This is a genomic window from Paraflavitalea speifideaquila, assembly GCF_032395985.1.
Taxonomy (GTDB): Bacteria; Bacteroidota; Bacteroidia; order Chitinophagales; family Chitinophagaceae; genus Paraflavitalea; species Paraflavitalea speifideaquila.
Map to the genome: position 1 here is coordinate 2,123,772 of NZ_CP135920.1, position 13,392 is coordinate 2,137,163.

The 13,392-nt window shown below is 45.6% G+C and carries 18 protein-coding genes and 1 pseudogene; 10 read left to right on the plus strand and 9 right to left on the minus strand.

Annotated elements, in window-relative coordinates:
* Position 1: 1 nt before the first annotated feature.
* The 4 genes from RS881_RS14655 to RS881_RS14670 all read right to left on the minus strand — a co-directional run bounded on the left by RS881_RS14655 (position 2) and on the right by RS881_RS14670 (position 1,749).
* A complete protein-coding gene (locus tag RS881_RS14655; protein WP_315821756.1) occupies positions 2 to 442 on the minus strand; it encodes a hypothetical protein in 441 nt (146 codons plus the stop codon).
* Between the two features lie 26 nt (positions 443 to 468).
* The gene (locus tag RS881_RS14660) at positions 469 to 861 is read right to left on the minus strand and encodes a hypothetical protein (RefSeq protein WP_315821757.1); all 393 of its coding nucleotides are present in this window, start codon (positions 859 to 861) and stop codon (positions 469 to 471) included.
* 19 nt (positions 862 to 880) lie between these two features.
* The gene (locus RS881_RS14665) at positions 881 to 1,213 is read right to left on the minus strand and encodes a hypothetical protein (protein WP_315821758.1); all 333 of its coding nucleotides are present in this window, start codon (positions 1,211 to 1,213) and stop codon (positions 881 to 883) included.
* A gap of 86 nt (positions 1,214 to 1,299) precedes the next feature.
* Positions 1,300 to 1,749 (minus strand): hypothetical protein, encoded by a 450-nt coding sequence (locus RS881_RS14670; protein WP_315821759.1) that lies wholly within the window; start codon positions 1,747 to 1,749, stop codon positions 1,300 to 1,302.
* A 245-nt stretch (positions 1,750 to 1,994) separates the two neighbouring features.
* Between RS881_RS14670 and RS881_RS14675 the strand changes: the two genes are divergently transcribed.
* Positions 1,995 to 2,345, plus strand: a complete 351-nt coding sequence (locus RS881_RS14675) for a hypothetical protein (protein WP_315821760.1) — start codon at positions 1,995 to 1,997, stop codon at positions 2,343 to 2,345.
* A 68-nt stretch (positions 2,346 to 2,413) separates the two neighbouring features.
* On the opposite strand, the gene RS881_RS14680 is transcribed toward RS881_RS14675, so the two are convergent.
* Genes RS881_RS14680 through RS881_RS14690 form a run of 3 tightly spaced genes read right to left on the minus strand, consistent with a single transcriptional unit; the run spans position 2,414 to position 3,747 of the window.
* Positions 2,414 to 3,148: an anti-sigma factor family protein gene (locus tag RS881_RS14680; protein WP_315821761.1), complete on the minus strand. Its 735-nt coding sequence runs from the start codon at positions 3,146 to 3,148 to the stop codon at positions 2,414 to 2,416.
* Positions 3,149 to 3,181: 33 nt separating this feature from the next.
* Positions 3,182 to 3,274, minus strand: coding sequence for a hypothetical protein (locus RS881_RS14685; protein WP_315821762.1), 93 nt, complete (start codon positions 3,272 to 3,274; stop codon positions 3,182 to 3,184).
* On the minus strand, positions 3,250 to 3,747 hold the full coding sequence (locus RS881_RS14690; protein WP_315821763.1) for an RNA polymerase sigma factor: 498 nt from the start codon (positions 3,745 to 3,747) through the stop codon (positions 3,250 to 3,252). Before RS881_RS14690 ends, RS881_RS14685 begins: the two co-directional genes overlap by 25 nt.
* 986 nt (positions 3,748 to 4,733) lie before the next feature.
* Between RS881_RS14690 and RS881_RS14695 the strand changes: the two genes are divergently transcribed.
* A complete protein-coding gene (locus tag RS881_RS14695; RefSeq protein WP_315821764.1) occupies positions 4,734 to 5,069 on the plus strand; it encodes a DUF6249 domain-containing protein in 336 nt (111 codons plus the stop codon).
* Positions 5,070 to 5,316: 247 nt separating this feature from the next.
* Here the strand turns inward: RS881_RS14695 and RS881_RS62545 are convergent, their stop codons facing one another.
* Positions 5,317 to 5,670: a DUF8443 domain-containing protein gene (locus RS881_RS62545; protein ID WP_527250399.1), complete on the minus strand. Its 354-nt coding sequence runs from the start codon at positions 5,668 to 5,670 to the stop codon at positions 5,317 to 5,319.
* A 257-nt stretch (positions 5,671 to 5,927) separates the two neighbouring features.
* A pseudogene (locus RS881_RS14700) lies at positions 5,928 to 6,926 on the minus strand (S41 family peptidase); the annotation flags it as partial.
* A gap of 386 nt (positions 6,927 to 7,312) precedes the next feature.
* Between RS881_RS14700 and RS881_RS14705 the strand changes: the two are divergent.
* From RS881_RS14705 to RS881_RS14740, 8 genes are all read left to right on the plus strand, one after another.
* Positions 7,313 to 7,795, plus strand: coding sequence for a hypothetical protein (locus RS881_RS14705; RefSeq protein WP_315821766.1), 483 nt, complete (start codon positions 7,313 to 7,315; stop codon positions 7,793 to 7,795).
* 73 nt (positions 7,796 to 7,868) lie between these two features.
* Positions 7,869 to 8,009: a hypothetical protein gene (locus tag RS881_RS14710; protein WP_315821767.1), complete on the plus strand. Its 141-nt coding sequence runs from the start codon at positions 7,869 to 7,871 to the stop codon at positions 8,007 to 8,009.
* Between the two features lie 20 nt (positions 8,010 to 8,029).
* Complete coding sequence (locus RS881_RS14715) at positions 8,030 to 8,566, plus strand: N-acetylmuramic acid 6-phosphate etherase (protein WP_315821768.1); 537 nt, start codon at positions 8,030 to 8,032, stop codon at positions 8,564 to 8,566.
* Positions 8,512 to 8,817 carry an N-acetylmuramic acid 6-phosphate etherase family protein gene (locus RS881_RS14720; protein WP_315821769.1) on the plus strand — a complete coding sequence of 102 codons (306 nt, stop codon included), beginning with the start codon at positions 8,512 to 8,514 and terminating at the stop codon, positions 8,815 to 8,817. Before RS881_RS14715 ends, RS881_RS14720 begins: the two co-directional genes overlap by 55 nt.
* Before the next feature lie 180 nt (positions 8,818 to 8,997).
* A complete protein-coding gene (locus RS881_RS14725; protein WP_315821770.1) occupies positions 8,998 to 10,242 on the plus strand; it encodes a T9SS type A sorting domain-containing protein in 1,245 nt (414 codons plus the stop codon).
* A gap of 230 nt (positions 10,243 to 10,472) precedes the next feature.
* Entirely contained in the window at positions 10,473 to 11,036 is a 564-nt protein-coding gene (locus RS881_RS14730) for a hypothetical protein (protein WP_315821771.1), read from the plus strand.
* 241 nt (positions 11,037 to 11,277) lie between these two features.
* Entirely contained in the window at positions 11,278 to 12,210 is a 933-nt protein-coding gene (locus RS881_RS14735) for a prephenate dehydratase (protein ID WP_315821772.1), read from the plus strand.
* Positions 12,211 to 12,425: 215 nt separating this feature from the next.
* Complete coding sequence (locus RS881_RS14740; protein WP_315821773.1) at positions 12,426 to 13,298, plus strand: pyridoxal phosphate-dependent aminotransferase; 873 nt, start codon at positions 12,426 to 12,428, stop codon at positions 13,296 to 13,298.
* The last annotated feature ends 94 nt before the right edge of the window (positions 13,299 to 13,392 follow it).

Below are 13,392 nucleotides of genomic sequence, written 5' to 3' on the forward strand. Positions count from 1 at the left end.
ACTAAAACTGGTAATAAAAGCTACAGGTGAAAAATGAATTTGTTTGGCTGGTGCCTGTAGTGGCTTTCTTACCCAGCACCGATAACTGATAGGCTACCTCTAACAAATAATGAGCCCGGTTGTAAGCCAGCGGCAATTTAAAATTATACGAAAGCAGGTCAAAGCTGGTAGATACGGTTGTATGCATGGTGGTGCTGCCATTACCCGGGCCACCCAGGATGGGAGGAAGCAACCCCAGCAAACTGTCTCTTAATTTCTTTTCAGTAACATAGGTCTCATAGTAATGTTGCGTACCCCCTGTTACTTCAATGGCTGGTGTTAAGGACACAAAGTCTTTGGGGCTCAGCAGGCTGCCCAGGTTGATAAATTTGCTGGTACCCAGGGTAACGAATACATCCTGTGTTTTCCCAAAGGCATAATCTACATTGGCTGTAGTACTCAACCAGTTTTCAAGTGTTAACGAGGCGCTTACATTGTCGGCATTGGCTGCTTGCAGAAAAGGGGAGTGGGCCGGATAGAAAGTATGGCTATAGCTGAGATCAGCCGTGAGGTGCTTGCTGAGGGGAAGGATATACCCGCTCCCAGGCTGGTAGCAGAAATAGCCGATCCGGAATCATTCAGGAGTTTAAGCCCCATGCCGGTAAAATAAATACCTGAACGTAAACGGTACGTAGCACTGGCCGCTATATAGGGCATATTTTCCTGTGCCCGCTGGCCATAATAACTTGCATTGTTGGAATAGGAAGCGCCAAGCGTAAGAGTGGCTTTGCTGGTGGAATCTGTTGTAACTGTACTGTCCGTCTGGGCCATACAGAATACAGGGATGCTGGTTGCTATTAGCAGGGAAGTTAGTTTCATCATGTGGCTGAATTTTATCCAATCATCCGATCACGCGTTTGATGATCGTGGGTTTGATCAATTTGATGGGCTTGACCGGAATCGTAGGCAGGGTAACTGGTTTTACCTGCCTGCGGGATTTGGGTACTTCTTTTATGATTTCGGGTTTCACCGTTGCCGGTATATTCTCCTCCGGTTTCCTGGTGTCGGGGTTGATGACAGGAATGGTGTCTGTTACCATTTTCATACTATACACCCCCGGGATATGGCGAAACCGGTTGATACTGTTGCTGCCATCACTGCCCTCACTGAACAAGGGGTGCAGGAAGCAAACCAGTAACAGGAAAACAAACCGTTGTAGGAACAATTTAGCCATTATTAAAAGTAACAGATTTTTGTCTGGATCAAAACAAAAATCTGTTACCGCTTTTAGTTATTGAATACCAGGTCTTATACCTGCTTTTAAAGTGCTTTGCAAACTGGTATTGACAGACACTGGCCTGATGGCGCTTCTTGCTGCTCCAGTTGTTTCAATGACGGCGTTGGTGGTTTTGTGAACGGTGGCGGTGCTGACCTTTTTACTTTTTGTACAGTGGTTACTGCTGGTGCCGGTGAAACGGTTGTTTGCACTTGTACAGAGGTATTGGCGGTGGCCTGTTGACTGACTGGTTGATGATTACTTGCTACCTGGGCATTGGTGGCGGTGGCTACCTTGCCGCCAATATTGGAACCACCGGTGTTTGCACTGGCCGCAGTGGCCGAACTGGCTGTGCCGCTGGCTGCAACAGGCTTTTCGGCTGGTGTTGCTTTTGCCTGAACTTTTACAGCAGCATCATTCTTTACGTTGACATCCTGCGCAAAGGCAGCGCCCGATAATAATACCAGGGATACGAATAATAGGTTGGTTTTCATAATGTTTGTTTTAGATGTTTGTTTGATTGTGATTAACAGGAACAAAACTATCAGCCGAAGATGAAGCGAAGATGAAAAACGATGAGCCAAAGGTAATTTGAGTAAAATACTGGCCATTCCAGGATAAGGATAAATGACTGTAGTATTTACAATTAAAAAAGTTAAGTATTATTTTTAGTAGCTCATATATGATGCATTTGGACGGATCGATCCTGCCTTATTGTTAACCATTTAAAAGTTTTATCATGAAAACCAGGATTTTTCTGATCGCTATGCTATTGTCTGTAGCTCCCTTTCTTCAATCTGCTAAAGCGCCTGACCAGCAGCAGGTATTTCAAAAACTAGTGTGGATTGATTACTGCGGTAACGTGAGTGCCGGTTGTTCGGGCGGCCCATTGGTAGTAAAAATTGCCAGTAATGGCACCACGGCGTACCTGGTACAGGTTACCAGTGGCGGTATTGCCGTTCCTTTCTATGTCCATTCAATTGTACCCACCTTTGGTCCCAATGTTTTTGCTGTGAACTTTGACTATCAATGTCCGGGCGAAGCATGGCAGAATTACAATGGAGGCGCCTATACATTGGAATGTCAATAGCGCTTCATAGATCAAAGAAGCCCCACCGAAGAATCGGCAGGGCATACCGGAACATAGTGATAACATGATCACCATGTACAAGGGTGTACCAACTGCGGTGCACCTTTGTACATTAAAATAAGTTTAAGCAAAAGATCCTTGAGGATTACTGCAGGAATTGAATAGATGACACCCGAAACCAGCAACGGGCAATCGGACCCCGAAGGCCCGCAATCGACAACCCGGGAACTGGTAATACGTAGACTGATGATCGTTAACCAGCTACCAGCCTCAATGCTTTTCTTGTAATTGTTTTTCTTCTTATTGAGGTACATATCCAATAATACCAGCCCCAGTACTGCATTGATCATCAGGAATACAGTAGTATAACTATTGTTAAATACCTTGCTGAAGTTAAAGCTGCTAATACGGGAGGTATCGATATTGAACGGCAGGGAACCACTGCCACTACCTGATGAGGACCAATTCATTTGTCCCAGGCTATAAATTAAAAAGCCCACAATGGTCAGAATAAAGAAGGCAAAAATGCCCCAAATGATACGTTTGTTGATATATGAATGTGCAGCAGGAGCAATATGGTATTTGGCAATATCTTCCATCACATTTTGGGTAAAGCGCATGGAAGGTTCGTCCAGCTCCAGGCCCTTGCTCATCAGCTGGTGTACCTCCAATAGTTCATGGTATTTATTGCGCCATTCGATATTGCTATCGATCAGTTGCTCAATGGCCGATTTTTCTTCGGGCCCTGTATGGCCGTCAATATAATCCCACAAACGCGTTTCAATGGATGGTTGCGTATTCATACTACTTCGTTTTAGATCAGTTCATAATGTCTTTTACTTCCTGTACAAAATGGGTTTCCATTTTTCTTTGAGCCTTTGCCGTGCCCGGTGTAAACGTACTTTCACCGTATTGGGCTCCAGGCCCATGATCTGCCCGATCTCTTCCAGGCTTTGTTCTCCCTGATAAAAAGCGAGATCAGTTTGGCATCGTCGGCACTTAACAGGCGAATGGCTTTATTGACCATCTGCACCTTCGACTTTTGCTCTACCTGGTTGGCCCTGAAGCCCGAATCAGTACTTTCCACTGTTTCAAATACCTTTTCATTGTCCAGCGAATGCGTATCCAGTTTCTTTTTCCGCAAAAAGGTAATACAGGTAGTTGTTACAATAGTATAGAGCCAGGTACTGAACCGGGCATCGCCCCTGAAGTCGGCCAGGCTGCGATAAGCTTTTACGAATACGTCCTGGGCTATTTCTTCCGCATCTTCCCGGCTGGTGGTGTACCGCAGCGTGATGGTAAAGACGAAATTTTGGTATCGTTTTACCAGGTCGGCATACAGCGATTGCTCACCACGCAGCACTCTGCTAATGATCTCATTATCATTTGTTCCGGTATTCATTGCTGGTGATAAGACTACATGTGACGGTGGCAGGTTACACTGTAAGGTAAGAAAGTTTAAAGTCGGGAAGTCAGTAAGTCGGGAAGACCGGAAGACCGGAAGACCGGAAGTCCGGAAGTCCGGAAGTCCGGAAGTCCGGAAGTCCGGAAGACCGGAAGACCGGAAGACCGGAAGACCGGAAGTCTGGAAGACCGGAAGTCCGGAAGTCCGGAAGTCCGGAAGTCCGGAAGACCGGAAGACCGGAAGTCCGGAAGTCCGAAGTCCGGAAGTCCGGAAGTCCGGACATCTATATATAAGAGTAGTGCTGCCGTTTTTCTTCCTGACTTTACCGGCTTTCCGGCTTTCGGTCCTTAGAGTAGTGCTGCTGTTTTCCTTCCTGACTTTACCGGCTTTCCGGCTTTCGGTCCTTAGAGTAGTGCTGCTGTTTTCCTTCCTGACTTTACCGGCTTTCCGGCTTCCGGTCCTTAGAGTAGTGCTGCCGTTTTTCTTCCTGACTTTACCGGCTTTCCGGCTTCCGGTCCTTAGAGTAGTGCTGCCGTTTTCCTTCCTGACTTTACCGGCTTTCCGACTTTCGGTCCTTAGAGTAGTGCTGCCGTTTTTCTTCCTGACTTTACCGGCTTTCCGACTTTCGGTCCTTAGAGTAGTGCTGCCGTTTTTCTTCCTGACTTTACCGGCTTTCCGACTTTCCTGCTTTCGGTCCTTAGAGTAGTGCTGCCGTTTTTCTTCCTGACTTTACCGGCTTTCCGACTTTCCGACTTTCGGTCCTTAGAGTAGTGCTGCCGTTTTCCTTCCTGACTTTCCCGACTTTCCGACTTCCGGTCTTTTTCCCGTATTCCCTGTAACCTCCTTTCCCCACCTGTAGTCTTAGTAATTGTACCAGGCACTGAAAAATAAATCTCTTAAAAGCTGTAACCCCGGGAAAAGAGCAGTAGTCTGATATAGAAACAAGACAAAAATAACTTTTAAAACAATAAAAACTTTAAGCCATGGATGAAGGACAATTAGCGATACTGTGGTTGTTACTCAGTAGTTTAGCGCTCTTTTTAATGATTTTTGGCATTCGCTACCTGCGGAGCCGCGAAAACATGGCCATGATCGAAAAAGGCATGGACCCCAAACTGAACCAGCGCCGGCCCGCTCCCTTTATGAACCTGAAATGGGGATTACTCCTGGTAGGAGCCGGAGCAGGGTTACTCGTTGCTTTTTCCTGTCTGAATACGTATTATTCCGTCCTGATAAGTGGGGCGATCATAATGAGAATCCGCTGTTTATTTCGCCCTGATAGCCATGGGCGGTGGAATAGGGCTGATCGCTTCCTATAGGATTGAGAAAAAGGAATTGCTGGACAAGAAGGGGGAATAGGTGAGAATACAGGATACCGGAGACAGAATACAGCATTGAAAGCCATGAAAACATTGAAAGTATAGTATCAGCCACCTGAAAAACAAAAATGCAGCACGCCGAAAGGTAGTGCTGCATTTTTCTCTTTGTAAATATCCTGCATCCAGAAAACAGAGGCCTTTTTAAAAGTATCGAAGAACCAGGGCTGTTTCTTCTGTATTCTGTCTTCTATATGCTGTATTCTGTACCCTGACTTCTATTTTTCAACTCCTCCAGTGCCCGCTTCACCATGGTGTCATTGAGGTTGTTCACTTCAAAGAAACCAGGCATCCGCCATATCTGGCGGGCCAGCCAGGTCTTGATCCTTTCTTCAATTTCCGTCTTATCCTGGCCGCCAAGCGTTTTAAGGTGGATAGAATCTTTGGCGGCATACTCAACCAGGCTATTCCAGGCAGCAGTGGTTCCATTAAACTTTTGGGCAAAATCTGCCGGGTTTTTAAACTGACTGAAATAAGTACGGTTCTGAATATAATAGGTGTAAATGAACCGGTTGAACGTTTGCTTATTGAACAGTTCATACACTGGTCGCGAAAACCAGTGGTATCAAAAGGGATAAAAATATCGGGGGTAATACCGCCGCCGCCATACACAGTCCTGCCCTTGGGGGTTTTATAAGCGGCACCACTGTGGTTGGTACTGGTATCGCCCTTCAGCATTTCGCCGTTGTGAAAACGCTCGGCCACCTCATCATTATAAGCAGCCCGTCCTTTATTATAAGGCTTTTGGATATTACGACCCAGTGGGGTATAATAACGGGCAATGGTTAGGCGCAAGGCTGCTCCATTGGCCAGGTCATACTGCTCTTGCACCAGCCCCTTGCCAAAAGTACGCCGGCCAATGATCGTTGCCCGGTCCCAGTCTTGCAGGGCGCCTGCCACTACCTCACTGGCCGAAGCCGAATTTTCATCTACCAGCAATATTACCTTGCCTTGTTCTAACAGGCCGGGACGCTTACAAGTGAAATCCTGCCGTTTTTGTTTATCTCCCTGAGTATAAACGATCAGCTTATTATCGTCCAGGAACTCATCTACAATGTCTACCGCTTCACCCAAAATACCGCCCCCATTATCGCGTACATCAAAAATGAGTTGCTTCATACCCAGTTTCTGCAACTTCTCAGTAGCTGCCATGAATTCCTCATAAGTAGTACCAGAAAATTTGTTGAGGTGGATATACCCCGTGGTCCCATCGATCATATAAGACGCATCTACTGAATAAATGGGTATGGTGCCACGCGTAATGGTGGCCTTAATGGTTTGCTTATTCCTTAGTACTGCCACCTGCACTTCACTGCCCCCGGTGCCACGCAATAACTTCTTGATCCGGTCGCCATCAATATTACCTGCCACGGTTGAGTCGCCTACCTTCAGAAACTGGTCGCCTACTTGTAAGCCTGCTCTGTCACTGGGTCCGTCGGCCAGTACATTCGTAATATTCACCGTATCATTAATAATAAAGAACTCTACGCCAATACCCTCAAAATTACCTTGCAGGTCTTCATTGATCTCATCCAGGTATTTGGCGGGAATGAAGATCGAGTGCGGGTCCAGGTGCGTCAGCATGGCTTGGATCGCATCGTCCGTCAGCGAGTCCGCATTTACCTTGTCTACATAACGGTGGTTGATCAGGTCGATCACTTCTTGTACCGAAGAGCGCTTCACCGTGGCGAAGGGGCCACGTGAATTAGGAATATTCTCCCTTAACCGGAACCCGATCCACATACCTGCTATCAAAACCAATGCAAATAATAAGGGTAGCCATACCTGTAGTTTCTTCATCTGGAATAAATATTTGTTAAAGGTCGGATGCTATAACCGCGGGCTTTTTCGCCAAAAAAAGAGCAGGTTTGCGTTTTTCTGCTGCTTTTTTGTGGAATAAGCTATCTGGCAGGTTACATCATGCGGGGTCGCTGAATTTTAAAATTTAGGGGCGAAGTTCATAATTAATTCTCAATTCCACGCTTTACCTTCGTTAAATGGTTGCTGCTGAGTATGAATGATTAAACGGATATTTCTATGGCCATTTTGATTGCAGACAGTGGGGCTACCAAATGTGAATGGTGCCTGGCAGATACAAGGAAGAAGACCAAAACAGTGTTTACCCAGGGTATTAGTCCCTATTTTTTGAATACTCCCAGATTGAAACCATAATCCGTAATGAATTATTGCCCGGATTAAAGAACCCATCTGTTGATGCAGTATTTTATTATGGTACGGGATGCAGCAATCCCGACAATGCCAAGCTGGTTAAAAAGGCTATTTCCAATGTATTTAGAGGTGTAGAGGTGATGGTGACGCATGATTTGTTTGGCGCTGCCCGGGCTCTTTGCGGCCGCGAAAAAGGCATCGCCTGCATCCTGGGTACGGGCAGTAACTCAGCCTACTACAATGGTAAAAAGATTGTTAAGAATAGCCCGGGACTGGGATATGTATTGGGCGATGAAGGCAGTGGCGCTTACCTGGGCAAAAAAGTACTCCAATATTACCTGTACAATACCTTTGATGAGGAGTTGCGCTTTAAATTTGAGGCTAAGTATCAGGGAATTAATGCGGTAGAGATATTGGAAAATGTATATAAAAGCCATTTCCCAACCGTTATCTGGCCACTTTTACCCTCTTCCTGGCAGAAAACCGCGGGCATTTCATGATCGAAAATATTGTAGAGGATGGATTAAATGATTTTTCTTTAATCATCTTTGCAAATATGGTGAAAGCTGGAAATTGCCCATCCATTTTACAGGTGGAGTATCCTATGCATTCCGCGATGCTGTCACCGATTTGTGCCATTCCTATGAGTTTGAGTTGGGGCAGATCCTGAAAAATCCCATGGAAGGTCTTATTAAGTTCCACCTCGATAAGTAAAAAAGAAAGAAAAAGTATACATGTCAGCATTCAACAAAGTAACTGAGCAGTCGAGTCATTACAGGCATTTGGAAAAAATGAGCATTCACGAGTTGCTTATCAATATCAATGAAGAGGATAAACTCGTGCCGCTGGCAGTAGAAAAAGCCATTCCCCAGATCGAGCAATTGGTAATTGCTATCGCAGATAAAATGCTGGCCGGCGGAAGATTGTTTTATATGGGAGCAGGCACCAGCGGACGCCTGGGTATCCTGGACGCTTCCGAAATTCCGCCCACCTATGGCATGCCCTATGGCCTGGTTATTGGTCTTATTGCCGGAGGCGAAATTGCCATCCAACGCCCGGTAGAACAAGCCGAAGATAGCTGGGAGCAAGGCTGGCTCGACCTTCAGCAACACAATATTAATAAGAAAGATGTGGTCATTGGTATTGCAGCCAGTGGTACCACTCCCTATGTGATCGGCGCTCTCAATGAAGCCCGTAAGCAAGGTATCATTACCGGTTGCATTACCTGCAACCAGGGTTCCCCCTGGCCAAAGCCGCCGAGTTTCCCGTAGAAGTAGTAGTAGGCCCTGAATTTGTAACCGGCAGCACCCGCATGAAAAGCGGTACCGCCCAAAAACTGGTGCTGAATATGATCTCTACCTCCGTCATGATCCAGATCGGGCGGGTAGAAGACAATAAAATGGTCAATATGCAGCTCACCAATAGCAAGCTGGTTGACCGGGGTACTAAAATGGTGATGGAAAAACCGGCATCAATGACTACGACAAGGCCAAAGCCCTCCTCATCCAATATGGCAGCGTAAAAAAGCCGTGGATTCTTTGGGATAAATAACCTGCTTTTTTAATACATTAATAAAAGACCGTGGGAACGATTTCCCCGGTCTTTTTCATTTTTAGTCTCCTTCTGTAACATTTACTGGAAACGTCTACGAATATTTCGTATCTTTCTGTACATCATTCAACCATTGATTAAAAACTTGTCTATGAAGTATAGAATTTTACTCACCACCGTTTCATTTTTTTCCGTCCTGCTTACATCGGCCCAACAAACGGCCCGGCAGGCTTATGCTATTACCGCAGCCACCCAGGGTTCCTTTGTATGGACAGAGGTAAAGTTGCTCGACCTGGGCACAGGTGCAGTAGTGCAAACCATTTACGATAATAAACAAACTGATTTTACGATCACCCATGCCCGAACAGGTAAGTCCATTGCTTTGAAAGATGCCAAGGGAAACATTACAGATGTGAATCAATTGCCTTTTTCTACTTTTTCTGCGGCTTGCGCTTTTGATAAAAGCCACAACCGCCTCTACTTTACGCCCATGGGCCTTAACCGCTTACAGTATATTGACCTTGGCGCTAAAACAACTTCCCTGGCTTATTTTGAAGGAGAAGCGTTTGGAGTAGCCAAAGACCTGAAAGATGAAGCCAACCATATTACCCGCATGGCCATAGCGGTAGATGGTCAGGGTTATGCATTGAGCAATGATGGCAATCACCTCATCAAATTTACGACCGGTCGCAAAGCTGTTATTACCGACCTGGGTGCATTGCAGGATGATCCTGCCAATGGCGCTATTTCTATTCATACCAAGCCCACCAGTTGGGGAGGCGATATGGTAGCTGATGCCCTGGGCAATCTTTATGTGATCAGCGCCAGCCATTATGTATTTAAAGTTGATATCAATACCAGGCAGGCTAGTTTTGTTCAGGTGATCAATGGCATCCCCGCCGCATTTACCACCAATGGTGCAGCTGTAGTGGCCGATGATAAGTTGATCCTTAGCAGCGCTAATTCAGTGGACGGGTATTATGAAATAGATATGAATAAGTGGCAGGCAAGTTTGTTGCCCAATAAGGGAACGGTATACAATGCATCTGACCTGGCCAATAGTCAACTGGCTTTTGAAAGCAAACGTACCACCACCATTCCGGCATTCATTGCCAGGGAAAGAGTAAGTAATGATAAGATTGCCCTCTATCCCAATCCCGTTACCAAAGATATGTTCCGCGTTAGCTTCAATACCAATGCAGGTCGTTATAATATACAACTGGTAGACCTGTCAGGGCGCCTGGTATCACAGAAAATAGTAAGCATTGGGTATGAAGGCCAGGTAGCTGAAGTGACCCTGCCGGCCAAAGTGACCAAGGGCATGTACCTCGTAAAAGTATTGGACAATACCAGGAAAACAGTGTATGCTGATAAGCTACTGGTGGCAGCCAATTAACCAGCCTTTACTACAGATGAACGATGGCTTGCTTCCTGGCAGGCTTCAACCATAAATAAAAAGAAGGGATTGTACTATTACCAGTACGATCCTTTTTATGGGCAGGTATTAAAATTGGTTCCCTAAAGTTTAATGCATCGGCTACCCAATCCCAATAAATCCTGAAATCTGGCATAATTATTTGGAAACCGATAGTTGGAAAATGTAAATTGTATCGTAATCAGCATTGAATGCACGAAATAGAACCATTTTATAATTGGCGCCATATATACACCAGTGAGCAGGACGAGCGGTCGCCCTTCTTTGGGCGGGTATATTCGGAGTTTACCTTTACTCAGGCCATCTATAATTACCTGATCCATCCCCAATGGGATGATTTTGGCTCCCGTACCCTGTACCTGAAAGTACTGATGGCCGATTATGATGAACATTATGTTATTATTGAGTTAATAGGCGAGTGGAATGATGCCATTGAAAATGATATTATGGAACTGAAACGTGAAGTAACAGACGTATTTTTCATAGCGGGCATTACCAAATTCATTTTCATCGGCGAGAATGTATTGAACTTCCACAGCGGCGACAGGGATTATTACCAGGAATGGTTTGAAGAGGTAACCGATGAAAACGGATGGGTGGTTATCCTCAATATGCCCGAGCAAACCCAATATGACTTTAAAAGGGCCAAACTGAACCGCTATGTGGAACTGATGCAACTGGATAACTGGCGCACCTACAAGCCCTTTCACCTGTTTAAAAAGATTGACGAAGAGATACAAAAACGGCTGGAATAACCGCTGGGAGCGGGGTTAAGGGTTAAAAGGCTCCTTGGCCATCGTAATTCACCTCCAAAAAAGAATTTTGTTTTTCCCGATTACTCTTTATTTTTGATCCCATGTTAAAGGCAAAAGCATACCGTTATTTTTACTTTTATTTTTCTTCTACTTTACCAGTAGGCCGGGAATGCTTTTGTTGACAACTAAATAGAAAAAATAAAATCAACATAAGGATCCCGGCCAAAAGGCCGGGATTTTTTTGCCTCTTGCACTGTCTATCAGTACAGTAGGCTTTAAAAACAAACGGATGGAACACCAGTTACAATTGGACCCCTTAAGCTCCAGCTCTACGCCAAAAGCAACCGGTAAAGGAGTGCGTGTATCAATACAAGGTTACGAAGGCAGCTTTCACCAGGTGGCAGCCCAGCAGTTTTTCGGCGCCGAAGTAACCGTTATCCCCTGCGCTACCTTTCGCGAAGTGGTAAAAATTGCCGCTAATAAAAAGGAAAGCGAAGGCGGGGTAATGGCCATCGAAAATTCCATTGCGGGCAGTATCCTGCCCAACTATAACCTGCTGCAAAAAAGCAACCTCACTATTATTGGTGAAATATACCTGCCCATTAAACAGCAACTTTTGGTGAACCCAGGGGTAAAACTGGAAGATATACGTGAAGTGCATTCCCACCACATGGCTATCCAGCAATGCCTGGAGTTTCTGGACAAATACGATTGGAAACTGGTGGAAACAGAAGATACGGCCCTTAGCGCCAAACACCTGCACCAGCACCGTAGCAAGCATACGGCTGCTATTGCGAGCAAACTGGCCGCCGACCTGTTTGAGTTGGAAGTATTGGCGCCCAATATCCATACCATGAAAAGCAATTACACCCGTTTCCTGGTATTGCAGCCCGAAGGGGTGGCACAGCCGGTAAAGGATGCCAATAAAGCCTCGGTTAATTTTCATACCGATCACTCCCGGGGTAGCCTGGCCAAAGTGTTATCAAGAATTGCTGAAGGTGGCATCAACCTCAGCAAGCTGCAAAGCATGCCAATACCTGGCAGTGACTGGCTCTACAGCTTTCATGCTGATATGGAATTTGATGCACAGGTACAATTTGAAGAGGTGATCAAAAACATTAAACCCATTACCGCCGAGTTAAAGATCTATGGCGTATACAGGAATGGGAAGTAATTTGATAATGCACTGATTTGAAAATTTGATTATGCGTTTGCTTTGATAGCAAGGCAGATAAATTGAAAATATGAACTTAGCTACTTCAAAAGGCTCGACGGTATCGGTGAATACTATTTCTCTCAAAAGCTGCGGGAAATAGATGAACTGAACAAGCAAGGCAAACAGATCATTAACCTGGGCATTGGCAGTCCCGACCTGCCCCGCATCCTGCCGTGATCAAAACCCTGCAGGAAGAAAGTGCCAAACACAATGTACATGCCTATCAATCCTACAAAGGATCGCCTGTATTGCGCAATGCTATAGCCGATTGGTACAGCAAATGGTATGGTGTAACACTCAATCCCGATACCGAAATACTGCCCCTCATCGGTAGCAAGGAAGGCATCATGCATATTTGTATGACCTACCTCAACAAAGGCGATAAGGTGTTGGTACCTAATCCAGGTTATCCCACTTATAGAAGTGCGGTGAAGCTGGCAGGAGGAGAGTGTGTGGATTATGAACTGAAAGAAGAAAACAATTGGTATCCCGACTTTGATCAACTGGAAATTATAGTAGGTTCTTCCCTGGGCTATAAGTTGATGTGGGTGAATTATCCGCACATGCCAACAGGACAATTGCCCAACAAGGAATTGTTTGAAAAGCTGGTGGCTTTTGGGAAAAGGCATAATATCCTGATCTGCCATGATAATCCCTACAGCTTTATCCTTAATGATAGCCCCATGAGCTTGCACAGTGTGGAAGGTGCTAAAGAGGTGGTTATAGAGTTAAACTCCTTAAGCAAGTCGCAGAATATGGCTGGCTGGCGTATCGGTTCCCTCTGTGGCGCCAAAGAAAGGATTGATGAAGTATTGCGTTTCAAAAGTAATATGGACAGCGGCATGTTCCTGCCTGTACAACTGGCAGCAGCCAAAGCGCTGGGCCTGGGCAAAGATTGGTATGATGCTGTGAATACAGTATATGCTGCCCGGCGCAAAAAGTGTTTGAACTGTTGGACCTGCTCAACTGTGTATATGATAAAAGCCAGGCCGGCATGTTTGTATGGGCCAGGATACCTGCGGGATATAAGAATGGCTTTGCGCTGAGCGATGAAATATTGTACAATGCCAATGTATTCATTACGCCGGGTGGCATATTTGGCAGCGCCGGTGATCAATACATCCGTGTAAGCCTTTGCAG